A 24523-nucleotide genomic window follows, 5' to 3' on the forward strand; every position below is an offset into this window, starting at 1 on the left:
TTAAAATTCCTGATTTATCCAGAAATTTTTGTTAAATCTAAATGGTAATGGTAAAGGGCAACGGGCTTATTTGGGGCCTGAAAAAAGTCTGGATCACTGGGAGATAAATAAATCGCTGTGACTTGATTGGCCGTAATGCGATCGGGAACAAGCTGTTGATAGCCCGTCGTCGTTTCAACCTGATTAAGATAAATTTTCTCGCTACTTTGAAATTGCTGTTGGGTGAGTTCACTACTGAAAAACTGGTCGGGTTTGGGTTGATCCTGGGCACGACCCGTGACGGTGGAAATCAGACGGCGATCGCCTTTTAAAATCGTTAACTGACGATTAGGATTTTGGGGATCGACTTCTACTTTTTGTACAGTTTTTTCACCTAGATAAGCCTGGGCGATTTCAGCACCATTAAAGGCGCGATCCGCCACAATTGCCGTCGCTGAGGCCTGCTTCGGTAAAGATAAAGGTTTTACCGGAAAGTTCGTCCGGGGCTGGAACTTCACTCGAAACACAAAAGGCTGACCGATCAATTGTTCGTTCGCAGCAAATCCAGGCGTGACCAAATCCGGCGCAAGGGGAGCCACTTGATCAATCAGGGTACTCGTCACCTGCCAAGTCCCCGCAAACCAATCCGGATAAATCAGGTCTTCTCCGGCCTGTACAGGATTTAGGGTTGGTAAAGCTTGCCACTGGGGGTAACGCTCAAGGCGATCGCCTAGGGATTCGGCCCAGACCGGACTCAATCCCAGAAACCAGATCAACAAACCCAGAACAAGCACTTTTCCCCCAATCTTGACCATTACCCTAGACATTAAAGCGGAACAACATCACATCCCCTTCCTGGACTAGGTATTCTTTTCCTTCTGAACGCACTAAGCCCTTTTCTTTGGCGGCAGTCATCGAACCACAGTCCACTAAGTCTTGGTAAGCAACCGTTTCGGCCCGGATAAAACCCCGTTCAAAGTCCGTGTGGATCACCCCGGCGGCTTGGGGGGCTTTCATCCCCACATGGATTGTCCAGGCGCGGGTTTCTTCAGGGCCAGTGGTCAGGTAGGTGCGCAGACCCAAGAGTTTGTAGGTGGCCCGGATCAAAGATTGCAAACCCCCTTCTTCTACGCCGAGGGATTCCAAGAAATCTTTCTTTTCGGCGGCATCTAATTCCACCAGTTCCGCTTCCACCTGGGCCGAAACCACAACCACCTGGGCATTTTCCCGCTGGGCGACTCCGCGTACTTGCTCTACCCAAGCATTACCATCAGCGAGATCTTCCTCGGAAACGTTGGTTGCGTAGATCACAGGCTTACGGGTCAACAAACCGAGGGCCTTGATTGCCAGTTCTTCCTCTTCATCCAACTCCACTTCCCGGGCGGGACGAGCATCTTCGAGGACGGGCAAAATCTTTTCTAACACTGCCACTTCTAAGAGGGCTTCCTTGGCGCGACCCTTGGCTTGTTTACGGGCGCGGTCGAGGCGTTTTTCTACCTGGGCCAGATCTGCCAAAATTAGCTCTAGATTGATGACATCAATATCGCGGGTCGGGTCAACGGAACCGGACACATGGATAATGTCATCGTCGTCAAAACAGCGCACCACATGGACGATGGCATCTACTTCACGAATATTAGCGAGGAACTGGTTGCCTAAACCTTCCCCTTGACTTGCCCCTTTCACCAGGCCGGCGATGTCCACAAATTCCATGCGGGTGGGGACAATTTTGGCGGATTTGGAAATGTCGGCCAGGACGTCTAGGCGCGCATCAGGAACCGCCACCACCCCCACATTTGGTTCGATGGTACAGAAAGGAAAGTTTGCCGCGTCTGCTTTGGCATTTTCGCAGAGGGCATTAAAAAGGGTGGATTTTCCAACGTTGGGCAGTCCGACAATTCCGGCTCGTAGCATGGGGCTTTTTCTACAGATTTTTGTATTTTGCTAGGTGGTCATTGTATCCCGAATCGCCAGAGTTTAATGGTTTTATCGGCGGCGGCAGTGGCAATAACTTGACTGTCTGGGGCAATGGCGATCGCCTTAATTTCGGCAGTATGGGCGGCCAGTTGCACAAAGGGTTGCTCCTGACCCAGTTGCCAGAGGGAAAGGTTTCCTTGGCGATCGCCTGCTGCAAAAAAACGCTGGTTTGGGGCGATCGCCAATGTCGTGAACGGAATGACAGGACGGAGGATTTTAGGCGCATTACCGGAAGAAAGGGGCCAAATTCTGAGGGCTTGATCCGTGGCAGTGCTGATTAAAAATTGACCATCAGCGCTCACCTGAAAATCGAGAATGTCTCCCTGATGTTCTGGAAGCGTTTCCATAAGTTGATCCTTTTCATAGGCACTTAAACGATTTCCTTGGGCAAGCCACAGTTGAGTTTTTGCCTGGGATGCCCGGATGAGATGGGCGTCCGGTGTGGTGAAAGTGTAGAGAATATTTTGCTCCGTTAAATCCCAGACAACGATTTCCTGATCAGCCCCTAAAGCTGCCAATTGCCCTGTTTTTTCCCAGAAGACCAATCCTAAAATCCAGGTGGATTTTTCCTGGAGGCAAGCGGTTTGGGTACCCTGGTGCCAATCCCAGAGGCGAATGCTGTAATCCCAACTGCTAGAAATTAGGCGATCGCCCCAAAATGCTAATCCAGAAATAATCCCCTGGTGGCCCCGCAGACAGCGGGCTTCCCGACGGCACCCTAGCTCCCAGAGGCGAATGGTTTGGTCAGCGGCGGCACTAGCAAGAAACTGACCATCCGGGGCAAACTGTAGGGTGGTGATATAGGCGTGGTGGCCCGTAAAAGTGCGAAAACAATGCCACTGGGGCGTGGGCTGAGGTTCAATCAGAGAAATAATTTGAGGCGGTTCGGGCGCAACTAACGGTACCGGTTGTGGCGTTACTGATCTGGCGGTTGGGAAAAGTTGATCGAGGATCGCCTGGGCTGATTTGGGGCGATCGCCAACGGCTTCAGTGAGCATTTGATCGAGTAAATGGCCTAAATCCTGGCTAACGGGCATCGTCAGATAATCCCGCCAGACCCACCGATTTTCGCGCACACTGTAAAGATCAAAGGGATGCATCACAGTGAGCAGTTCCAGGCAGATCACCCCCAGGCTGTAAAGATCGCTAGCCGAATAACTTTGGCCCCGCAGTTGCTCTGGGGCGGTATAAATCCCTGAACCGATCAGGGTGCCGGGTTCGGCGCTGGCCATTTTCGAAGTCACCTTTGCCGCCGTAAAATCCACAATCGCCCAATGGTTTCCGGGGGTGAACAGCAAATTATCCGGATTTAGATCCCGATGAATTAGCCCGTGGTCATGGATTATTTGTACCAAAGGCAAAACTGCTTGGAGAAACTCCCGTAATTTCGCCTCAGAAAAATGCCCCGTAAGGTCGAGCCGTTGCCGTAAACTTTCCCCAGCGATCTTCTCAAACACAAGGGTCGGCGGAATGGTCACTTGGTGCCAATGTTCCGGCAAGAAGACCCCTAATACCGTCGGAAATTCCGGGCGATCGCCTAGGGTTTTTAAACGTGCTGCATTGTCCTGGAACGTCGCCATAAACTGCTGGGCATTCACACTCTGGGTGAGAAAAATCTGCTTCAGAATGCAATAACTCTCAGGGAAAGTGCCCCGGTCAATACCTAAGAGAGTACGCCCCTTTGTTCCCTGGTGTAGCACTTGTTGCGCCACGTAGCGATCGCCTAACATCAGCGGTTGACCACAGGCCGTGCAAAATCTTCCCTGGTCAGGGTTGCGGGGTTGGGAACAGGTGGGATTTAGACAAAGGATCATCAACAATGGCGATCGCACAGAAACCTTTCCATTGTGGCAGGAAGCTATCCTTTCGTTGAAAATTTCCCGGTAAACTAGCGGGGATAGTTGCCTGTCATTGTCAAAGTGAAAACCGATTCCCTATTCTTCCAGTTATTCCAGAAAATGCCCCAGTTATTTTTCGAGATTTTAGGGGAGCCTGCTGCCTGGGGTGATAACTATGAATTCCACTCCGTAGAAATCAAACAAGCCGCCTATCGCATTGACGGTATATTTACGCCTAAGCCCCACACCGCAGCAAAAACGGTGATTTTTGTTGAATTTCAATTCCAAAAAGATGAATTTCTCTACGAAAGACTGTTTAGCGAAATTATGCTTTATCTCGCCCAAAACCCTACAGCAGAAGATTGGCGGGCGATCGCCGTTTATCCTCGACGAAGCATTGAACAGGAAAATAAATATCGTCACCGCACCCTTTTGCAATCCGAGCAATTTCAGACAGTTTACCTAGAGGACTTTTTGGGACAGTCCAGTGAACGACTTGGCATCCAACTCATGCAGTTAATCGTTGCCAAAGAAAAAGATACTCAGCCCTATTTAGATGGTTTGATACAGCAGTTGCAGGGCAAGACAGATCCAAAAACCCAGGCAATAATAGAAATGGTTAGCACAATCATGGTTTATAAATTTCCGCAATTGAGCCGAAGTGAGATAGAAGCAATGTTTACCGTCAGCGATTTAAAGCAAACCAAAGTTTACCAAGAGGCATTAACACAGGGAGAAAAAACACTCATCATTCGACAATTAAGCCGTAAACTCGGTCGGATTCCCCCGGAACAGCTCTCTGTGATTCAACATCTTCCATTGATTACCCTCGAAGCCCTCGGAGAAGCTTTGCTGGATTTTCGTTCTCCAGCAGATCTAAAGGCTTGGCTAAAATCCCTGGATGAGTGATTGATTACAAAGCGTCGAGAAAATTGGCGATCGCCTGATTAAAGGCTTCCGGCTCGACCATGTGGGCCCAATGGTTGCCGGGGACTCTCTGCCACTGGAGATTGGTTAAATAGTGGCGGTAGGGCTTGAGCTGGAATTCAAGGCGATTTAAACCCCCTTCCGGTTGCACAAACAGGCTCGGCATGGTTAGAGGTTCTGTCAGGCCGTTGACCCGCAGAATATCGAGCAAAATTTCATCACAGGCGCGCTTCACAAATTTGCTTGTCCAGGTGCCATCGGGATTTTCCAGAAAGCTTTCCCGACAGATTGCCTGTTGCCACTCGTTCCAACCCCGATATTGTTTGAGCTTTTTAGCGATCGCCTCGGCCTGGTGATAACTCTCGAACTGACCTAGGAGTTTTAAAAAGGGCAGCACCCGGTAGCCAATGGGGAAGGTGTAGCGCCACCAGAGGGGCAGTTGTCCCATAAAAAAAGGGTCAGCAAGAATCAAACTTTTTACCTTGTCAGGGTTTTGGGTCGCCCATACAGCTGCGATTTTTGCCCCCCAACTGTGACCGAGGAGATGAACCTTTGACCAGCCGAAATGGTTACAAATCCCGTCCAGATCGGCACTGTAGTCGGCGAAAGTGTAGCCCGTTTCCGGTTTGCCACTGTCCCCATGACCCCGGAGATCCAAGGCAACCACATGGTATTTTTTCCCCAGACTTTCCCCCAGGCTGGCCCACACCAACCCATGATCGGCGAGGCCATGGAGCAGCACGACCGGTTCACCGCCCGGATGCCATTCGTAATAGCTCAGAGGGAGGCCGTTAATCTCGATTGTGTGTCGTGTTGGGGGAGTAAAAGTCATGGTTGAGAGAAAAAATCTAAGATTCTGTTTTGTCGTCGCTGTTGTTGCGGGGAAAGCCACCAATTAGGCCACTTTCGATCATCAGGCCCAGGCCAGCATTAACGACAATTAAGCTCACAGTACCCCACCAAAACCAAGGTTCACCATTGATGCGCCGAGTAATCGATTCCCCCAGGAGGCAGAGGCCAAAGGGAAACATCAAAACGCCGATTTGAGCGGTAATGTACCAAGTCAGTTTGTTTTTTCTGAGATTCATGGGTGATCGCCTTTGCTACGGTAAATTTTGCTCCAAAAATTATAAAGAGTTGTGGCCGTTCTCGCAGGGGACTTGCTCCCGATAGCGGCCATTCTGCACTAGGCTTTGGGAAACTATATACTGTTGATTTGTCTGCCATCCCCTCAAACCTATGACTGCTGCAACGTTACCCCGGATTAAGTTTCTCCAGGAACCGACCCGCCCGGAATGGATCGAACTCGCCCTCGATAATCTGGACACTATCCTACTGGATCACTCCCACTGTGAACGGAAAGCGGCGGGGGTAGCCTTGAATATGATGTTTCGCTATCCGTCGGCGGTGGAATTGGTCAAAGCTCTAACGGCGATCGCCAAGGAAGAATTAGAGCATTTCGAGCTGGTGAACCAGTGGCTAGAACGGAAAAATATTCCCCTGGCTCCCTTAAATGCGCCCCCCTATGGCGGTCAGTTGCGCAAATTGATCCGGCCCCAGGAACCGGAACGGCTGTTGGATTCTTTGTTAATTTCAGCGCTCATTGAAGCCCGCTCCCACGAACGCTTAGGACTGTTGGGGGAACATTGCCCGGAACCGGATTTGGCGAAATTTTATCGGGGGTTGATGGCTTCAGAAGCACGGCATTATGGGGCTTACTGGCTATTGGCAACGACTTATTACGATCAAGATTTGGTGAATCAGCGACTGGCAGAATTGGCGATCGCCGAAAGTGAAATTCTTGCCACTCTCCACCCGGAACCCCGGATCCATAGCTAGAATCAACGGCAACGGCATTTACTAAGGGAATTGTGCAGGATGGATCGGGATACCAGGTTTATTTTGTTAGTTTTAGGCTTACCCATTACGGGACTGCTGTACTGCGGTCTGATCATTGCTCTGATGGTCACTCAACCCTTTGTGCGGGCAAATTCCCTCTGGTTCGGCTTTTTATTTTTCTTGATCCCCTTTACCATTGCTGCTGTAACCTGGATCCGCGCTTCGGCGAAGGCCTACCGTAATTAAGCACTCCCAACCTATGACTTTTATTCCCGTAATTTTGGCTGGTGGTAAGGGCGAACGCTTTTGGCCCCTCAGTCGTCAAGACCGCCCAAAACAGTTCCTCAGCCTTGATGGGTCTGGGATCAGTTTGCTCCAGGCGACGGCAAATCGTTTAGTTTCCCAGGAAAATTGGCCAGACCTCTGGGTCATCACGGCGGCACAAGTTGCGGATCTGGTGCGGGAACAACTGCCCCAACTGCCCCAACGCAATATTTTGGTGGAACCGGAACGGCGGGATACGGCAGCGGCGATCGCCTGGACTTGTTTAGAACTGGCGAAATATTACCCCGCAGATACGGTGGTGGCTTTTTTCCCCGCAGACCATTGGATTGGCGACCCAGACAAATTCCGGGCAACCCTCGACTATGCCGCGAATTTTGTCAAAGATAAATTGGCGATCGCCACCATCGGCATCAAACCAGACTATCCCGCCACGGGCTACGGCTACATCGAACAGGGGGAAGCAGTCGAAACGGGCATTTTTAAGGTGAATCAATTCTACGAAAAACCTGGTACGGCGGTGGCAAAATCTTTCCTCGAAACGGGTAAATTTAGCTGGAACAGTGGGATTTTCCTTTTTTCGATCCGCACGGCGCTCCAAGAACTCGCTAACTACGCCCCTGAAATCCTCGAACCTTTGCAAAATCAGGGAATCGACGCCTACAACACGCTGCCAAAAATCAGCATTGACTACGCCCTCATGGAAAAAACAGAACACGCCTATGTGTTGCCTGCCGAGTTCGGTTGGGATGATCTGGGAGATTGGCGATCGCTCGAAAGATTACTCCCACCCGATGCAGTGACCAATGTTTGTGTCGGCACGCACCATGCCTTCGAGACGGAACGGGCGATTGTGTACAGTGACAATCCCGGTGAAACGGTGGTGACCCTCGGTGTTTCCGATGTGGTGGTGGTGCGCCAGGGGGATGTGACCTTGATTGTGGATAAACATCGCACCCAAGATATTAAAAAAATTCTCGGCTATCTCCCGAAAAATCTTCTGTAATGGCTGCAGTTTGGCACTATATTCCGCCCATCGAAGCGTCTGGGAAAACCCAAATGGCGATCGATGCTTGGCTTCTCGATCAGCATCTCCAGGGTAAAATCCCTTCTGTACTACGGTTTTACACTTGGAAGCCCGTCGCAATTTCCCTCGGCTACCATCAGCGAAAATATCCTGATTTTTGGGACAATTTGACCTACAAAGGCGAAAAAGTGGATCTGGTGCGGCGTCCAAGCGGGGGGCGAGCGGTACTCCACCAAGGAGATCTGACCTACGCAATTATTACGTCTGGGTTGAAGGGGAGTCGCCAGGAAAATTATGAAACTCTCTGCCAATTTCTTATTGCTGGGTTTGGGGAACTGGGGATTCCTTTAAGTTATGGCCACCAGCAACGCAATTATGGGCATTTTGATAGCTGTTTTCGTACCCATACCAAGGCGGATCTGGTGACAGAAACGGGTTATAAACTGATTGGTTCCGCACAATTACGTCGCCAAGGGGCAATTTTGCAACATGGATCCATCCGCCTTACTCCTGATCTGGGTTTGTATGAGAAAGTTTTTAGCGAGGCTCTACAACCCATGCCAAACCTTGAACAGCATTCTTCCAGCCAAATAATTTCTACGCTTTCCCAAGCGCTGCAAAATTGTTTTGATCTTGTTTTTGTAGAGACAGTTGTGAGATCTGGTAGGGATCTACCATAGCTTGTAAAAATCCGTTATTCACATTTGAGCAAAGCATCCAAATCCGCTGCGACAATTTTTTCTAAATTGCGGGTAATTTTCTCAATCTCCCAATCCCACCACGCTACTGATAGTAAGGTTTTAATCACTTCATCGGGAAAGCGTTGACGAATACATTTGGCTGGGTTACCGCCCACAATGGTATAGGGAGGAACATCATTGACCACAACTGATTTGGCGGCAATAATCGCACCATCTCCCACATGAACGCCGGGCATAATGACGGCTTCATAGCCAATCCAGACATCATTGCCGACGACTGTATCGCCTTTATAGGGAAAGTCACTGGGTTGCAGAGCGAGCTTATCCCAACCATCACCAAAAATCTGAAATGGATAGGTCGAAAAACCATCTACTTTATGGTTTCCCCCGTTCATGATGAACTTGACTCCCCTGGCTAAGGCGCAGAATTTGCCAATAATTAGGCGATCGCCAATGAAAGGAAAGTGATACAAAACATTGCGCTCAAAATTTTCTGAATCCTCTGGATCGTCGTAATAAGTGTAATCACCGATGATGATATTTGGATTTGTGACCGTATTTCGGATAAAACAAATCTGCGGAAATCCTGCCATGGGATGCGGATCATTGGGGTCTGCTCCGTACACAACCGCGCGCTCCTATCATTACAAAATAATTTCTACCCCTTGAATCTTAGCGAGGAATTCCAAACGACAACTAAATTACAAAAGACCCTTAGAATATGTCCAAACTTGATCGCTTTGCCCAGATCCTTTAGCGGCTAAACTGCCAACCGGCGATCGCCAAACAGCCCCAACCGATTAAAAATGCGGCTCCACCCAGGGGAGTAATTGCCCCCAGAATTTTCACTTCACTTAAACTCAAGGCATAAAGGCTCCCGGAAAAGAGCACAATCCCGATGATAAAAGCAATTCCAGCCCCATTGAGCCAACTCTGGGGTAATGTCCCTGGACGGAAAATAGGCCTACCAGCAGCAAGGCGATCGCCTGGTACATTTGATATTTGGCCGCCGTCTCCCAGATGGCGAGGGCTTGGGGGTCGAGGGTAGTTTTGAGGCCATGGCTGGCAAAGGCACCAGCAGCAACGGCAAGGCCAGCGAGGATTGGCGCAATCACAAGGAAAAAACGGGTCATGGTTATTCGTCGGTAAGGTCGAGGGTGGCTTTGACCACTTCAAAATTTTGACGCTTGAGGGTGAATCCAGCTTTCTCGGCAACCCGCTGCATCCCTTTATTTTCTGAAAGAATATCTGCAGTGATTGCCGTTAACCCTTCGTTGCGGCCAATTTCCACCAGGCGTCGCAGCAGTTCGGTGCCAAGTCCCTGGCGTTGGATCGGGTCGCTGACAATCATCGCAAATTCTCCCTCGCTGGTGCCATGGAGCTGACTCAAACGGGCGATCGCATAGACTTCTGTGACTTGGGTGTCGGGGTCGGTGTATTCCGCAACGAGGGCCATCTCCCGGTCGTAGTCAATGAAACAGAGGCGGGTTAAGCGTTCATGGGCAACGCGACTTTGCAGCGTGACAAGGTGAAAATACCGGAAGTAAACGCTTTGCTCCGAGAGGGTTTTGTGGAATTGAACAAGCATGGGTTCATCCTCAGGGCGGATCGGACGAATCATAAACTCCCGTTCATCGCTACTCGTCCAGGGTTTTTCGTATTGCAGGGGATAGGGACGGATCGCGGGTTTCGGTAAATCTTTTTCCGCGAGATCAAGGGGGTGCAACACAATCCGCGCATCAAGGGCCACAAGGCGATCACCGGAGGCAAAGAGGGGATTGATATCCATTTCTTTAATCCAAGGCTGCTCAACGATCAAACGGCTAAAACGCACCAGAATTTGTTCCAATTCGTCCAGATTAACGGCCTTACGACCCCGCACTCCTTTTAGGGCTTGGTAAATTTTCGTTTGTTCGATAGTCCGGCGGGCAAGGGTACTGTTCAACGGTGGTAAGGCGATCGCCCGGTCTTGGAACACTTCAACGAGTTGCCCCCCGGTACCAAAGACCATCACCGGCCCAAACTGTCGATCAATACTACTGCCGAGGATGAGTTCATAACCATCCTTAAGGTTGAGCATCGGTTGCACCGTCACCCCATGGAAATGTTCGGCACCGACTTTTTCTGTCACACTTTGACGAATCCGCTCGAAGGCTTTTGCAACATTCTCCGCGCTATTGAGATTTAATTCGACGCCCCCCACGTCGGTTTTATGGGTGATCGTGGTGGAGAGTAACTTCAAAACCACCGGATAACCCAATTCTTCTGCCAGGGCGATCGCCATTTCCGGGGTGCTGGCATTACCGGTGAGGACAATGGGGATCCCGTAGGCCGCGAGAATTTTCTTCGATTCCGATTCCGTCAGTAAGGTGCGCCCCTCTGCCCGGATCGACTCCAGAATAACGTTGACATTGTGGCGATCGATCACCCCTTCGGTATCGGGGGCCAGGGTTGGTGTTTCGTAGATGCCCTCAAGGGTGTATTTGTACCGCCATAACAGTTGAAAAAGATAAGCAGCGGAATCAGGGTAACGGTAGGTGGGCACTTGCGAACGATTTAAAAACAGTTCCCCCTCGGTCACTTCATCCCCCCCCATCCAACTGGCAATCACCGGCTTATCGGTTTTTTCCACACATTTCTGTAAGGCGATCGCCGTCGCGGTGGGGTCGGTCATCGATTGGGGCGTAAGAATTACTAAAAATCCGGCACTATTAGGATCTTTAATCGCCACATCAAGGGTTTTCGCATAGCGTTCTGGTTCCGCATCCCCCAAAATATCAATGGGATTACTATGGCTCCAGTGGCTCGGTAAAAATTCATCCAACGCGGCGATCGTTTCCGGAGCCAGTGCTGACAATTCTCCGCCCCGCTGAATAATTGCATCCGTCGCCAAAACCCCAGGCCCCCCGGCATTGGTGATAATCGTCAGTTTAGGTTTTTTTGGCAAACGGGGTTGTTTCGCCAGAATTTCCGCCAAATTAAACAATTCCGAAATGCGATCTACCCTGAGCACCCCGCAGCGTCGAAAAGCCGCATCCAACACCGCATCACTCCCCGCCAAGGAACCTGTATGGGAAGCCGAAGCCTTGGCCGCCGCCTCCGTCCGTCCCGCCTTAATCACGATAATCGGCTTGGCGATCGCCACCTCCCGCGCCGCCGAGAGAAAAGAGCGAGCATTGCCCACCGACTCCATATAAATCACAATGCTTTTGGTGTTCGGGTCATCACCAAGGTAAGTGATCAAATCGCCCCAGTCCACATCCAACATCGACCCCAGGGAAATAAAGGCACTAAAGCCCACATTCTCCGGAAAGCTCCAGTCCAACACCGCTGTACAAAAGGCGCCACTCTGACTAATAAACCCCACATGACCCGGTTGTGCCATCGCGTGGGCAAAGGTGGCATTTAAACCACTATGGGGATTCATTAACCCTAAACAGTTCGGCCCGATAATCCGTAACTTCCCAGCGGCGATCGCCATAATTTCTTTTTCCAGGGCTTTTCCTTCTTCGCCAATTTCCTTAAAGCCCGCCGAGATGATAATCGCTGCCTTTACCCCCACATCAACACATTCCTGAACCACGGTTGGAACTAAACGGGCAGGAATGGCAATCACTGCTAACTCCACTGGTTCCGGCACCTCGGCAATGCTTTTGTAGGCTTTGACCCCTAAAACGCTGTTTCGTTTAGGATTAACCGGATAGACCGTCCCCCCAAAGGGATTACTAATGAGATTCCAAAGCAATGTCCGGCCCACGCTACCTTCTTTGTCCGTGGCACCAATGATCGCGACGGATTTGGGATTGAAAAAATAGCTGAGGGGCTGCTTTTCTGACCGGAGAATATCATAGGCCGGATCAATGGTGATAGTGAGGGGAGAAGTCGACATAGGAACTCGCTGAACTGCTGCTGCCGCTATGCTACTGTGAACTACCCAAATTTTTACGGCTTTTTTACAGAATATTTCTCCGGGAAAATTGAGCAATAAAAAACCCCACCAATGGGCAGGGTATAAAAATTCATGATCAAATTTTCAGCTTTTAAAGATTGCGGCTGAATGTAATCTAGCGGATATATTCTTTCAAAATGCTGTTGCGGTTGGGGTGGCGCAGTTTACGGAGGGCTTTCGCTTCGATCTGGCGAATCCGCTCCCGGGTCACGTTAAAGATTTGGCCAATTTCTTCGAGGGTTTTCATGCGCCCATCATCCAAGCCATAACGGAGACGCAGCACATCGCGCTCCCGAGCACTGAGGGTATCGAGCACATTTTCAAGGTCTTCCCGCAGCAGACTCTTGGATACTTGATCTTCGGGGGTTTCGCCGTCGGCTTCGATGAAATCACCCAAGCGAGAATCCTCTTCTTTCCCAATGGGAGTTTCCAGGGAGATCGGCAACTGGGCAGATTTAGCAATGAAGCGCAATTTTTCGATGGTCATTTCCATGCGCTCAGCGATCTCTTCCTCGGTGGGTTTGCGGCCTAACTCCTGGGAGAGAATCTTGGTAGTCTTTTTGATGCGGGAAATGGTTTCGTAGAGGTGGACGGGCAAGCGAATGGTGCGGGATTGATCGGCGATCGCCCGCGTAATGGCCTGACGAATCCACCAGGTGGCATAGGTGGAGAACTTATAACCCTTTTCATGGTCAAACTTTTCAGCAGCACGGATCAAGCCCAAAGAACCCTCTTGGATTAAATCTTGGAACGACAAACCACGGTTCATATACTTCTTTGCAATGGAGACCACCAGACGGAGGTTCGATTGCACCATCTTGTCCTTTGCTCGGCGACCATGGAACAAGCGGCGCCGAAAATCCTTTAGGGGCATGCCAGCGGCTTCAGCCCATTCCTTATCGGTGGGAACACGGGATTCATGCTCGGTGAGTTGTTCCCGCATCCGCTCCAGTTCGAGCAAATCGGCAATTTTCCGGGCCAGCTCAATTTCTTCTTCAGCCCGCAAGAGACGAATCCGACCAATTTCTTGGAGATAAATCCGAATCGAATCTTCGGTGTAGGGTTTTTTCTTGGTAGCAGTTTCCTTGCGACGACTGGTTTTTGCTTTCCGACTTTTTTTGGTGGGGAGGGTAAGTTCTACATAGTCGGTACCTTCTTTAATTTGCGCTTCCGCAAGGGCACTGTAATCAATATCACCCTCATTCCGAGTCTGATCCAGTACGGGATTCGTCGCTTGGGTCATGCCTATTTCCTCTTGTTCGTTTAAAAAAGCAACTAAATGGACATTCAATGGGGACTTCTCGCAAACAGAATGATTCTGTCGAAGTCAAGGTTCTCCCTACCAAAGGCTATGTTTGATAGAAAAACTGTGGGTTTTGATTGTACTAGTAGATGGGAATTTTCCTGCTACCTTTTGGGGGTTTTATTCCGTCTCTAAAACTAGTCAAAATCTGTAATGAGCTTCTCCGTCGAGATAGCTTGGAGCAAATCCTTAGCTATTCTAGTGAATTTGTCTTTTATTGCCCACATGGTTATAACAAAATCTATAAACTTCGCCTACCCATAGTTTTTTGTTAAGTACAAATATTCTAGTGCCCAGGTAAAGTGACTGTAGATGGCGATCGCCTCTAGTATTGCCAGTCGCAAGAACTACTCTTAACTCTAGGTGGGATGTAACCCTTGTCAAGGGCTATCCAGAAACTTGATGCTAATAGGTTAACTGATCTTTTCTAAAAATGTTCACCATGGGCAAAATTTTCTGCGCCAAAGGTTTTCAAACCAAGACATCTATGATTCGGTAATGCGATCGCTGCAAGATCTCCAGTCAACGATTCACGGCTCCTACTGTTTTTGATCATCCACTCAAGCAAGGCGCACTGCAAAACAGATCTCGGAGAGATCGCCCTATGTTGGTGGGGAAAGATTCTGCTATGGTATTAAACCAGTTTAACCATCAAAACCTCTGGTTGACGGTTTTCCCAGATCTCTACTTCCAAAAACATCTCAGGCCATATGAAATCCTATCTCGCGGCAGCGATCCAAATGACCAGTAAGCCCGACTTAGACCACAACTTGGGCGAAGCAGAAGACTTGATTCAATTGGCTGTCAACCAAGGCGCGAAACTTGTGACGCTTCCGGAAAACTTTTCCTTCCTCGGTGAAGAAGCCGCTAAGTTGGCCCAGGCCAGTGTCATTGCCCAAAAAAGCGAAAAATTTCTCAAGACCATGGCCCAGAGATTTCAAATCACCCTCCTCGGTGGTGGTTTTCCGGTGCCTGGCGGCGAAAATAAAGTCTTTAACACAGCCCTGTTGATTTCCCCCGAAGGCCAAGAATTAGCCCGCTATCACAAGGTGCATTTGTTTGATGTGAATCTGCCCGATGGGAATACCTACAAAGAATCCAGTACAGTCCAGGCGGGCCACACACTCCCCCAAATCTTTGCTTCGCCTGAGTTGGGCAAAATTGGTTTATCCGTTTGCTATGATGTGCGCTTTCCGGAGTTATATCGGTCGTTATCGAAGCAAGGGGCCGAAATTCTTTGCATTCCCGCTGCATTTACCGCCTATACCGGCAAAGACCACTGGCAAACTTTGATTCAAGCCAGAGCCATTGAAAATACTTGTTATGTGATCGCGCCGGCGCAAACAGGTAATCATTATGGAATGCGCTATTCCCACGGTCACGCGATGATCGTTGATCCTTGGGGAACCGTGCTGAATGATGCAGGAGTTCACCCAGGGGTGGCGATCGCCGAAATTAATCCCAACCGCCTAGCCCAAGTGCGCCGTCAAATGCCATCTCTCGAACACCGGGTTTTCGGTTAGGCTGCGACCAAAACAGCGGTGGGCTCCGGTAAGGTTTCTCCTGCCGCTTCGTAGTCTTCGATTAAGCTTTCTAGGCACTCAACACCATTTTGAACAGCCTCTTGATAACTCTCGCCATGGGTGCGCCAGGTTTGACCAATAAAATCTGGAAAGCCAACCAGATAACAATTATCAAGGTCGCTCCACTGAATTACCATTTGATATTTGAGTTTATCCATCGTCCTTTGCCTCGTTAACCTGTTGAATGGCATCCAGGATCGTTCGTTCCTGATAGGGCCTCGCATCTGTCCCATCTTTTCCAGCTAAGGTTATCCTGCCTGCATATTTTGGATGTGTCCAGTTGGTATGACTTCCTTTGCCGGGCCGCATCGTAAACCCAGCCTGACGCAAAAGTTTTTTTAACTCACGAATCTTTTTCGGCATCCTTTACTGCTTATATTTTAGGTGTCAGCATAATCAATTGTCTGGCCTGGAGCGATCGCCCTATTTCTAGATCCATCCCTAAACTTGTAGTAATCTCACCAATGGTCTTGGCTCCATCACAAGCCTGCATAAACTGAAATTCGGCATCACTGAGGCTAACGAGTTGATAGTCGTAGTCAAAGAGAGACTGACTGGGCCAACCGTTCAAACAAGGATGCACTTCTGCTGTTGCTTGGGCAAGGGTTTGATCGTCAGACCAATCCATTTTCTCTAGGGGTGGTTTGCAGAGGAAAAATTCGTAGTGACTGATGGTAGTATCCAACAATTCGATTAAGCGATAACGGGAACGCTCATCTAAGTTTTTCGCCCGCTCAATCAATTCTGGTTCTTGGCCCACGAGTCGCTCCAAATTCCAAAACTGGGGATTAGAAAAGCCGACGAATTCTAAACCTGAGGCATCAATAAGTTCAAATAAAGTCTTGATGTTGTAATCCACTTCCTGGGGATGGACATACATATCCGCGAAGGATGCATCCCGGTGATTTTCTAAAGACCAACGTTCTTTGTCGTATTGAACAAGGCGATTATTTTCCGGTAAGTTCGCGAAAATCTGACGGCCCACCTTCACTCCGTCAATATAATCACCACGCTTGTCGGCCTGCAAAATGGCGATCGCCTCCTGCATCAGTTGAATCTCCCAACGGCCCAACTCCGCATAGACAAAAATATGAAAAATGCCGCCGGGGGCTAGTTTTTTCGCCAAGGCTTGAATCCCCTGAATTGGGTCGGGCATGTGGTGCAAGACCCCGACACAATTGATCAGATCAAATTCCCCTTCCAGTTCCGTTGCTTGTTCAATGGGTAAACGTTTAAAAGTAACTGGTGCGGTGTGGCGATCGCGTACCCCAGACTGCTGACAACGTTTTTCCGCAACTTCTAAGGCCCCTTCACTGAGGTCAATTCCGACAATCTCAGCGGCTGGATTCAGATGAATTAAATATTCCGTACCGACCCCTGTGCCACAACCTGCATCGAGGATGCGAATGTTATCGGTGCTCGGTTTGCGTCCGGTGCAAAAGTTATAGGCTGCTTGCCAATGCCAACGCCAGTTGTACCCTGGGGGCGGTTCATCCAACAGCGGTTCCGGTGGAAAAGGATAGGTATTGTAGAGGTTACGGACGGCTTGTTGGCGATCGCTGGGGTGAGTCATAGGGGGAAGGTCGCTAATCGATTAACTGGCTTGAAAACAGTACAGGTCACATTGTGCAACCTTGATCCCCAGTTTTTCTGAATTTTTGACATACTTCTTAATAAATTTCGTGTCCGGGCCGGAAACGTTCTACCCTAAAGTCTAGCTAACTGATAAACATCTCATTTAATAAAGCATTTGGGAGAAGCGATCGCCAAAGGGAACCCGAAAACTCTTGCTGACTTTCTCCCCAATTTCGCTATAAATTGAACATTTTTGATTGGAGATAGTTGAAAATCCATGACGATTAAGGCCAGCGGTGGAAGCTCTTTAGCTCGCCCCCAGTTATATCAAACCGTTCCCCTCTCCAACATTTCCCAGGCAGAGCAACAGGATCGCTACCTGGAATCTGGAGAACTAACGGCACTGAAAACGTTTTATGACTCTGGACTCAAGCGTTTGGCGATCGCCCAAGCGATTAAACTGAGTTCCCAGCTCATTGTCTCCCGTGCCGCAAACCGGATTTTTGCCGGTGGATCCCCCCTCGCTTACCTCGAGCAACCAGAAGCCGATACCGATGACAGCGATCTTGGTATTTCCATGGCTGTCGGCGATGCCAGCGGCGCAACAGGGATATTTGGTGGTGTCAAAAATTTGTTCCTCGGTTCTGGTGGCGGTAAGATTCCCGCTGGTTTCCGGCCAATTAGTGTCTCCCGCTACGGCCCCCGCAACATGACGAAGTCCCTGCGGGACATGGCTTGGTTCCTCCGCTATACCACCTATGCCATTGTGGCTGGTGATCCGAGCATCCTCGTGGTCAACACCCGTGGCCTGAAAGAAGTCATCGAAAAGGCTTGTTCCATTCCGGCGACCATCGTGGCGATCCAGGAAATGAAAGCCGCTTCTTTGGATCTGTTCCGGGGCGATCGCGAAGCCCAAGAAACCGTGATTCAGTATTTCGATATCCTGATCACCGAAATGCAGACCCAGGTTCCCAACGACAAATTGCGTCAACGGCCTTCCATCGATGCCCAGGGCTTACAATTGCCCCAGAGCTACTTCAACGCCGCCGAAAAGCGTCAGAAGTTCGTAATGAAGCCTGGCTTATCTGCCCTAGAGAAAAACGCAGTCATCAAAGCAGCCTATCGTCAAATCTTTGAACGAGACATTACACGGGCCTATAGCCAATCCATCTCTTACCTCGAATCCCAGGTTAAAAATGGCGACATTTCCATGAAGGAATTTGTCCGGCGCTTGGCGAAATCTCCTCTTTACCGGAAGCAATTTTTTGAACCCTTTATCAACAGCCGGGCCTTAGAACTCGCTTTCCGTCACATCCTCGGCCGTGGCCCCTCTTCCCGGGAAGAAGTCCAAGAATATTTTGCCATTGTTTCCAGTGGTGGCCTTGGAGCCCTTGTGGATGCCTTAGTTGACTCCCAAGAATATGCCGATTACTTCGGGGAAGAAACTGTGCCTTACCTCCGTGGTTTAGGCCAAGAAGCCCAGGAGTGCCGCAACTGGGGGATGCAACAGGATCTGTTTAAATACAGTGCGCCTTTCCGCAAAATTCCTCAATTTATTACAACCTTCGCCAGCTACAATCAGCCCCTACCGGATCAGCACGTATATGGCTCTGGTAACGATGCGTTGGAAATTCAATTTGGGGCAATCTTCCCGAAAGCAACCCGCAGTCCCAGCGCCAGCCCTGCTCCCTTTAATAAAGATACCCGACGGATCTTGATTCACCGTGGCCCTGGCATTAACAACCAACTGGGTAATCCCCGTGCTCGCGCTACGCAACCCGGCAGCCTTGGGGCCAAGGTATTCCGTCTCAATAACGAACTGCCTTCTGGTAAAACCACCAACGTCAACTTCTCAGAAAGTTCGACCCAAAAGGTTATTGAAGCAGCTTACCGTCAAGTATTTGGTCGGATGGTCTATGCTGGTCAGCGCCAGAAGGTTGCAGAAATCAAGCTCGAAAATGGTGAAATTACCCTGCGGGAATTCATCCGGGCTTTAGCAAAATCTGATGTTTTCCGCAATACTTACTGGTCTTCTTTGTACGTTACCAAAGCGGTAGAGTATATCCACCGTCGCTTGTTGGGTCGTCCCACCTATGGTCGCCAAGAAATCAACAGCTACTTTGATACCTGTGCGAAAAAAGGCTTCTATGCTCTGGTGGATGCAATCATTGACAGCAAAGAATACGAAGAAGCTTTCGGAGAAGATACAGTTCCCTACGAACGCTATCTAACCCCCGGTGGTTATTCTCTGCGTCAGACCCGTCCCGGTGCGATTCGTGAGGATATTGGTGCAAGAGTTCAGGTTGAAAAGACTGAGCGGTTCATTGAGTTGGGTACTTCTAGCACGAAGAATCTACCGGTTACCGATGTGGATGCTCGCCTCAAGCAAGGGGTTAACGTTCAGCGTCAGCAGACTAAGGCCTTTAAACTCACGGATACCTTCAATAAGGTAGAACTGAAAACAACAATCGCCGCTGCTTACCGTCAAGTATTTGAGCGGGACATCGAACCCTATATCGTCGATGCACAATTCACCGCCCTCGAAAGTAAGCTGGGCAACCGTGAGATTAACATGAAGGAATTCATCGAAGGTCTGGGTTGTTCTGAGCTGTACCAGAAGGAATTTTATACTCCCTACCCCAACACGAAAGTGATTGAAATGGGCACGAAGCATTTCCTCGGTCGGGCGCCTTTAGATCAGCAGGAAATTCGCAAGTACAACCAAATCCTTGCTTCCCAGGGTCTGAAAGCCTTTATCGGTGCGATGGTGAACAGCATGGAGTACCTCGAAAACTTCGGTGAAGATACGGTACCCTTCCGTCGTTTCCCGACCCTGCCGGCGGCAAACTTCCCCAATACGGAACGACTCTACAACCAGCTTACGAAGCAAAATCGTGATCTTGTGGTGCCGAGTTTTGAGCCTGCGGTGAAGCGCTAAAACACGAAAATTCGATTAAGACCATAAATATTGCCCCCCTTTCAAAATTAAGAGAGGAGGGCAGTTTTTTTATCGGTTTTCAGAGGATTATTTGAGGGAGCCGACGGTCGTTAATGCTACTGGGAAATTTGTAAAACGTAGGGGGCGCTGCCAGCGTTACCAGCCTGTTCAAAGTTGCCGATAAAGACTTGGTAGCGACCTGGATTCCAAACGCCACCAATTTCAGCAGGAATCCCACTCAATGGATCGGCGATCGCACAGAAAGGATCAGCGTTGGGATCATCAGCATTTTTTATGAGCAGTGTAAAGGGTCTGGAAACGCCACCGTTAGGATCGACGACGCTGAGGTTGAGAGACATCAGACCGTTGCCATTGATGCGAAAGGTGTGGTTGGGGCGATTGGCAATCCAGCCACAAAAATTGCTATTGGTTGATCCCCCGGCTTGGCCGGTGATCGTGCCGTTAAAGACTTCATTGGAGGTAATGGATCCGTTAGCGGCGATCGCGAAGGTTTCCGGGCCGGCGATCGCCCCTTGGATTCCGCCAAGACCAGCGGCAATGGTCAGGAGCGTTGTTGCCCCAATAATGGTCGGTGCATAAAATTTTGTCATGGTTGTCCCCCTCCCCAGTTGGGTTGTACCGTCAGATGCTCCCTCGATCAAGTGAGCGTCTAGGCTCTATGAAAGAAAAAAGGCTAGGAAAGTTCCACTACTCCTGTTTTGTGAAGGCTTGTTAAGCAAAAAGGCCCTGGTACAGCGATGGCGATCGCCACCTTTAAAATCGATACCAAGCAAAAATAAACCATGGTTAAGCATGGGAAGATTCGCAATTTGCCAATCGAGCGGTACCATTTTAAAGGGTTTGAGCGGAATTTCCCGCCCCCTCATCATAACAATTTGATCACCCTCCCCCAGAAGGAGACGATTAGTAATCACCTAAGGAGAAAGCCCATGAGTCGCGTGTATGTCTTGCTGTTTAATGCCCGGACAGAGAATGAAGGGATTCACACACTCCAAACTGGCGATCGCAACAAGATTTTAATGTTTGAAGATGAAGATGACGCTACCCGGTTTGGGCTAATGTTGGAGGCCCAAGATTTTCCGCCCGTCTCCATCGAAGCCATGGATGAAGAGGACATTATCGAGTTTTGCCGGGATGCAGATTATGATTGGCAGCACATTGCTGCTGGCGAATTGGCCACGCCCCCCGAAGCAAACGTGAAAGATTTAGCTTGGGATCCAGAAGGAAAGCAACAACAAGCGCCCGAAGCAAAAGAATCAGAAGACGATTTGTCGGCTACAGAATTAGATCGCATTCGACGTCAATTAGAAGGACTTTTGTAATGGGTTTGGGCAAGGCAATAAAAGATTTAGATCGACAGCATTTTAATGCCTAAGGCGATCAAAACCCCACCGCCAAAAAATTCTACTTTTTCACCTAAATGTCCTGAAATGAGCTTGGCAAAAAATAGGCCCACATAGGTGGCGCAGAAAGCAGCCAGGCCAATGCTGAGGGAGTAGGGCACAAGTGGTTTACCAATTAGGCCAAGGGAAACGCCCACCCCTAAGGAGTCGATGCTGGTGATACTAGAAATAAATAAAATTTTCCACAGACTATGGATTTTGACGGGTTCGTCATCGTCATTATCTGGTTTAGCTCGCATTTCTTGGTAGGCGTTGTAGCACATGTGACTGCCCACCAAAAGCAGTAAACCAAAGGCAACCCAATGGTCATAGGCCATAATCATTGTCTGGGCAAAGTTTCCCAAGATGAAACCAAAGGCGATCGCCGCCCCCTCAGAAATCCCTGAACTGACCGCAAAAAACAAAGCCCGTTGTCCAGAAAAGTGCCGTGTACCAAGGGCTAAGGCGGCGGAAAAAGAATCAATACTGAGTACGAGGGCAAAAATGATGATATCTACTTCAAAACCCATAAATGCCGTGGCGATCGCCTCTCCAAAAAGCTTGTAACTATCACTGTAAACGAAAAATCACCAGTCGATTTATCATAGTTTTTTCATCATTCTCAAAATTCACACAATTGTTTTAAATCTCTCTAAAAAAGGCGATCGTCTACAGATAAATTGAACTCTTTTTTAGTTTGATGCAAACAGGAATGCGCTTTCTACAGGCGGCATTTAGACAAAAATAAAGATATCAATCTAGAATGACTCAAGAAAACTTTTGGCAATTGGTGGTGATTGAAAATAATTTTAAACTTCAGCAAGCCGGGGTCAAGTGACGCTTAAACGGAGAGCATTTTAAGGCCCACAGCAATCAAGATGCCGCCGCCAAAAAACTCAACTTTTTCTCCGAGTTGACTAGAAATTAATTTCGCGCAAAAGAGGCCCACATAGGTGGCGAAAAAAGCAGCAATCCCGATCCCCAGGGAATAGGGAATGAGGGGTTTCCCCATTAAACCGAGGGAAATGCCAACGCCCAAAGAATCAACACTGGTAATGCTAGAGACCAAGAGAATTTTCCAAAGGCTGTGGATCTTTCTGGGTTCCTCGTTATCATCTGGGAGCTTTTGCATTTCTCGGTAGGCGTTGTAACACATATGAACGCCAATGAGAATCAAGAGTACAAAGGCAATTCCTTGATCATAGAAAGTGATGTATTGGGCGAAATTACCCAGGAGAAACCCGAAGGAAATAGCACCGCCCCCGGAAAAGCCAGAACTGAGCGCAAAGAATAAGGCCCGCTTTCGGGAGAAATGACGTGCTCCAAGGGCTAAGGCCGCGGAAAAACAGTCAATACTTAGTACTAAGGCAAAAAGAAGAATATCTAAGTCAAAATCCATAAAATTCCTCGTGGTTTCCCCCTACAAAAATTGTGGAGATCACCATTTATGAAAAAAAAGAAAATAAATTTGAGTCTTGTATTTGACGATGCTTACAGCCTAAAAATCGCCCTTTAAATTCTCAGAAAGATAGTCTGCTGTGGCTTCTACTAAGGCGATCGCATTTTCATAAAACATCCGCGTCGGGCCAAGCACCGCAACACTGCCAACGGGCGTTTTTTCCTGGTAATAGTAGGTGGAAATGAGGGCGCAGGTTTTCATCGGTTCCAGGGGATTTTCGGTGCCAATGTGAATCAGCGTTGGGCGATCGCCTGGCAAACCACTAAAGACCACCGGAAGCAGTTGTTCTTGTTTCGCCTCGAGCAAGTGCAATAGGGTTTGTAACTGTTCAATTTGAGAAAATTCAGGTTGTCGCAGCACTTCTGAAATGCCTCGCACCAGAATTGGTGTCGCAATTGTATTGGGCACAATCTGCGCAATCTTGCCTAAAATCGTCTCCAATAGCAGCTGACAATGCTGAAAGTCCTCGTCCAAAGCCTGGGGATCAAGACTGGCAATTTCTTGGAGCGATCGCCCCTGGAGATGGTGATTTAAAAAATTCGACAAAACGGCTAGCTCATCAGGGTCACAATCTAGGGTCAAGGGCAACGATTGGGGTTGATAACTATCCATCACCACAATCATCATCACCTTTTGGTCGCCTAGGGGGAGCAACTGTAGATAACGTAGGCGAGCATAGTTTTGATGGGGCACCGTAATCAGAGCAATATAACCACTTAACGTCGCTAAAATTTGCGTTGCCCGTTGGAGGGTCGCTTCGAGTCCCCAAGATTTTGCGGCGGTTTGTTCCTGTAGCGTTTGGCTAGCTCGTTTCCGGGTCTGGAAATTGGGCGTAACCAGTTCATCCACATAAAAACGGTACCCAGAATCCGAGGGCACCCGTCCTGCGGAAACATGAGGTTGATACAAAAAACCTGCCTTTTCTAATTTTCCCATCACATTACGAATGGTTGCGGAGCTAACCTGAAAGTCGTATTCCTCCACAAGGGTCTTGGAGCCCACGGGTTCCGCCGTGGAAATGTAATGGTTGACCGTTGCTCGAAAAATATTTTGGTGACGGGGATTAAGAATTTTCTGAGCAACCATACGCAGACAGTAACGCTTTCAATACTAAGAAATATAAAAAAATAGTAAAAAAACTTGGCTCAACTTAAGAAAGATTTAAGGTCTAAGTTTGGGTTAGTATAGCTCATTCTCTCCTAGTAGCGCGGTAGGCTTTGATCCATAGAGAGAGTGTAAAAGTGAATCCCACCTTCAATGTTGATCACTTGGGTAAATCCTTGTTGTTGCAGCCAATAACACATTTGCGCTGAACGCACACCGTGGTGACAGAGCACATAGGTTTCTGCCTGGGGGTCAAAGTCCACGGCAATGCGGGGAGCCCATTGTTCAAATTGACTCAGAGGTAAATTAGTAAAGCCTGGGAGCGCGACGATATCCAGCTCATAGGGCTCACGCACATCAATGAGTTGCAAAGCTTCGGTCGTGGCGACCCGCTGGGCAAAAACCGTAGGACTGACGGCCTGGAGTTGTGGGTTAGAACTGGGGTTTGTCATGGTTAAGCTGGCAGGGTAAAAGAAATGAACATTTTTAGCATTTTCTGACTCTATTTGGGAACGCTAAGGCTGAATTGCTAGGGGATCTTCACCTTAGGGGGGTTCAAGGTTAAGGAGTATTGCAGTTCCCCCGGAGAGTCGGTCAAGGCAATTTGGGAATGGTACAAGTAACGGTAGAGGCGTTAGA

Annotated in this window: 24 protein-coding genes and 1 pseudogene; 8 read left to right on the forward strand and 17 right to left on the reverse strand. The window is 49.0% G+C overall.

The genetic code is table 11. The features are described from left to right. Positions 1–14 precede the first annotated feature (14 nt). Genes AWQ21_RS09835 through AWQ21_RS09845 form a run of 3 tightly spaced genes read right to left on the reverse strand, consistent with a single transcriptional unit; the run spans position 15 to position 3788 of the window. Positions 15–806: a DUF6816 family protein gene (locus tag AWQ21_RS09835; RefSeq protein WP_232314941.1), complete on the reverse strand. Its 792-nt coding sequence runs from the start codon at positions 804–806 to the stop codon at positions 15–17. Further along, entirely contained in the window at positions 799–1893 is a 1095-nt protein-coding gene (ychF, locus tag AWQ21_RS09840; RefSeq protein ID WP_065714392.1) for a redox-regulated ATPase YchF, read from the reverse strand. Before ychF ends, AWQ21_RS09835 begins: the two co-directional genes overlap by 8 nt. Positions 1894–1931: 38 nt before the next feature. Further along, the gene (locus tag AWQ21_RS09845) at positions 1932–3788 is read right to left on the reverse strand and encodes a WD40 repeat domain-containing serine/threonine-protein kinase (RefSeq protein WP_232314942.1); all 1857 of its coding nucleotides are present in this window, start codon (positions 3786–3788) and stop codon (positions 1932–1934) included. An 87-nt stretch (positions 3789–3875) separates the two neighbouring features. On the opposite strand from AWQ21_RS09845, the gene AWQ21_RS09850 reads away from it, so the two are divergent. Beyond that, positions 3876–4703, forward strand: coding sequence for an Rpn family recombination-promoting nuclease/putative transposase (locus AWQ21_RS09850; RefSeq protein WP_065715297.1), 828 nt, complete (start codon positions 3876–3878; stop codon positions 4701–4703). 4 nt (positions 4704–4707) lie between these two features. Here the strand turns inward: AWQ21_RS09850 and AWQ21_RS09855 are convergent, their stop codons facing one another. Beyond that, positions 4708–5553 carry an alpha/beta fold hydrolase gene (locus AWQ21_RS09855; protein WP_065714394.1) on the reverse strand — a complete coding sequence of 282 codons (846 nt, stop codon included), beginning with the start codon at positions 5551–5553 and terminating at the stop codon, positions 4708–4710. A 16-nt stretch (positions 5554–5569) separates the two neighbouring features. After that, positions 5570–5809, reverse strand: coding sequence for a hypothetical protein (locus AWQ21_RS09860; RefSeq protein ID WP_065714395.1), 240 nt, complete (start codon positions 5807–5809; stop codon positions 5570–5572). Between the two features lie 151 nt (positions 5810–5960). On the opposite strand from AWQ21_RS09860, the gene AWQ21_RS09865 reads away from it, so the two are divergent. The 4 genes from AWQ21_RS09865 to AWQ21_RS09880 are packed head-to-tail and all read left to right on the forward strand — an operon-like array spanning position 5961 to position 8549. After that, the gene (locus AWQ21_RS09865; protein WP_065714396.1) at positions 5961–6560 is read left to right on the forward strand and encodes a tRNA-(ms[2]io[6]A)-hydroxylase; all 600 of its coding nucleotides are present in this window, start codon (positions 5961–5963) and stop codon (positions 6558–6560) included. Positions 6561–6599: 39 nt separating this feature from the next. After that, complete coding sequence (locus AWQ21_RS09870; protein WP_065714397.1) at positions 6600–6806, forward strand: hypothetical protein; 207 nt, start codon at positions 6600–6602, stop codon at positions 6804–6806. 13 nt (positions 6807–6819) lie between these two features. Next, positions 6820–7848, forward strand: a complete 1029-nt coding sequence (locus AWQ21_RS09875; RefSeq protein WP_065714398.1) for a mannose-1-phosphate guanylyltransferase — start codon at positions 6820–6822, stop codon at positions 7846–7848. After that, positions 7848–8549 (forward strand): lipoate--protein ligase family protein, encoded by a 702-nt coding sequence (locus AWQ21_RS09880; protein ID WP_083998003.1) that lies wholly within the window; start codon positions 7848–7850, stop codon positions 8547–8549. Before AWQ21_RS09875 ends, AWQ21_RS09880 begins: the two co-directional genes overlap by 1 nt. 14 nt (positions 8550–8563) lie before the next feature. Here AWQ21_RS09880 and AWQ21_RS09885 read toward each other — a convergent pair whose 3' ends face one another. The 4 genes and pseudogenes from AWQ21_RS09885 to rpoD form a co-directional block, all read right to left on the reverse strand. Then, positions 8564–9196, reverse strand: coding sequence for a Vat family streptogramin A O-acetyltransferase (locus AWQ21_RS09885; RefSeq protein WP_071932283.1), 633 nt, complete (start codon positions 9194–9196; stop codon positions 8564–8566). Positions 9197–9443: 247 nt separating this feature from the next. Further along, a pseudogene (locus tag AWQ21_RS09890) lies at positions 9444–9703 on the reverse strand (DUF423 domain-containing protein); the annotation flags it as partial. Between the two features lie 2 nt (positions 9704–9705). Further along, complete coding sequence (locus tag AWQ21_RS09895; protein ID WP_065714400.1) at positions 9706–12459, reverse strand: bifunctional acetate--CoA ligase family protein/GNAT family N-acetyltransferase; 2754 nt, start codon at positions 12457–12459, stop codon at positions 9706–9708. A 175-nt stretch (positions 12460–12634) separates the two neighbouring features. Further along, on the reverse strand, positions 12635–13762 hold the full coding sequence (gene rpoD / locus AWQ21_RS09900) for an RNA polymerase sigma factor RpoD (RefSeq protein WP_012307623.1): 1128 nt from the start codon (positions 13760–13762) through the stop codon (positions 12635–12637). A 770-nt stretch (positions 13763–14532) separates the two neighbouring features. Here rpoD and AWQ21_RS09905 point away from each other — a divergent pair. Further along, positions 14533–15345 carry a carbon-nitrogen hydrolase family protein gene (locus AWQ21_RS09905; protein WP_065714401.1) on the forward strand — a complete coding sequence of 271 codons (813 nt, stop codon included), beginning with the start codon at positions 14533–14535 and terminating at the stop codon, positions 15343–15345. On the opposite strand, the gene AWQ21_RS09910 is transcribed toward AWQ21_RS09905, so the two are convergent. From AWQ21_RS09910 to AWQ21_RS09920, 3 genes are read right to left on the reverse strand one after another with little or no spacing between them, the layout of a single operon-like run. Beyond that, the gene (locus AWQ21_RS09910; protein ID WP_065714402.1) at positions 15342–15563 is read right to left on the reverse strand and encodes a type II toxin-antitoxin system HicB family antitoxin; all 222 of its coding nucleotides are present in this window, start codon (positions 15561–15563) and stop codon (positions 15342–15344) included. The genes AWQ21_RS09905 and AWQ21_RS09910 overlap by 4 nt on opposite strands. Continuing rightward, on the reverse strand, positions 15556–15768 hold the full coding sequence (locus AWQ21_RS09915) for a type II toxin-antitoxin system HicA family toxin (RefSeq protein WP_065714403.1): 213 nt from the start codon (positions 15766–15768) through the stop codon (positions 15556–15558). The genes AWQ21_RS09910 and AWQ21_RS09915 overlap by 8 nt, the downstream gene beginning before the upstream one ends. Positions 15769–15778: 10 nt before the next feature. Further along, a complete protein-coding gene (locus tag AWQ21_RS09920) occupies positions 15779–16978 on the reverse strand; it encodes a class I SAM-dependent methyltransferase (RefSeq protein WP_065714404.1) in 1200 nt (399 codons plus the stop codon). Between the two features lie 279 nt (positions 16979–17257). Between AWQ21_RS09920 and AWQ21_RS09925 the strand changes: the two genes are divergently transcribed. Further along, positions 17258–19918 carry a phycobilisome rod-core linker polypeptide gene (locus AWQ21_RS09925; RefSeq protein ID WP_065714405.1) on the forward strand — a complete coding sequence of 887 codons (2661 nt, stop codon included), beginning with the start codon at positions 17258–17260 and terminating at the stop codon, positions 19916–19918. 116 nt (positions 19919–20034) lie between these two features. Here the strand turns inward: AWQ21_RS09925 and AWQ21_RS09930 are convergent, their stop codons facing one another. Continuing rightward, on the reverse strand, positions 20035–20529 hold the full coding sequence (locus AWQ21_RS09930; protein ID WP_065714406.1) for a hypothetical protein: 495 nt from the start codon (positions 20527–20529) through the stop codon (positions 20035–20037). A 339-nt stretch (positions 20530–20868) separates the two neighbouring features. Between AWQ21_RS09930 and AWQ21_RS09940 the strand changes: the two genes are divergently transcribed. Further along, positions 20869–21261: a DUF3110 domain-containing protein gene (locus tag AWQ21_RS09940; protein WP_065714408.1), complete on the forward strand. Its 393-nt coding sequence runs from the start codon at positions 20869–20871 to the stop codon at positions 21259–21261. Between the two features lie 26 nt (positions 21262–21287). Here the strand turns inward: AWQ21_RS09940 and AWQ21_RS09945 are convergent, their stop codons facing one another. The 4 genes from AWQ21_RS09945 to AWQ21_RS09960 form a co-directional block, all read right to left on the reverse strand. After that, a complete protein-coding gene (locus AWQ21_RS09945) occupies positions 21288–21851 on the reverse strand; it encodes a manganese efflux pump (RefSeq protein WP_065714409.1) in 564 nt (187 codons plus the stop codon). A 311-nt stretch (positions 21852–22162) separates the two neighbouring features. Beyond that, positions 22163–22720 (reverse strand): manganese efflux pump, encoded by a 558-nt coding sequence (locus AWQ21_RS09950; protein WP_065714410.1) that lies wholly within the window; start codon positions 22718–22720, stop codon positions 22163–22165. A 99-nt stretch (positions 22721–22819) separates the two neighbouring features. Continuing rightward, positions 22820–23866 (reverse strand): heat-inducible transcriptional repressor HrcA, encoded by a 1047-nt coding sequence (hrcA, locus tag AWQ21_RS09955; RefSeq protein WP_065714411.1) that lies wholly within the window; start codon positions 23864–23866, stop codon positions 22820–22822. Between the two features lie 113 nt (positions 23867–23979). Beyond that, entirely contained in the window at positions 23980–24336 is a 357-nt protein-coding gene (locus tag AWQ21_RS09960) for a rhodanese-like domain-containing protein (RefSeq protein WP_065714412.1), read from the reverse strand. Between the last annotated feature and the right edge of the window lie 187 nt (positions 24337–24523).

This window comes from Picosynechococcus sp. PCC 7003 (assembly GCF_001693255.1).
Taxonomy (GTDB): Bacteria; Cyanobacteriota; Cyanobacteriia; order Cyanobacteriales; family MRBY01; genus MRBY01.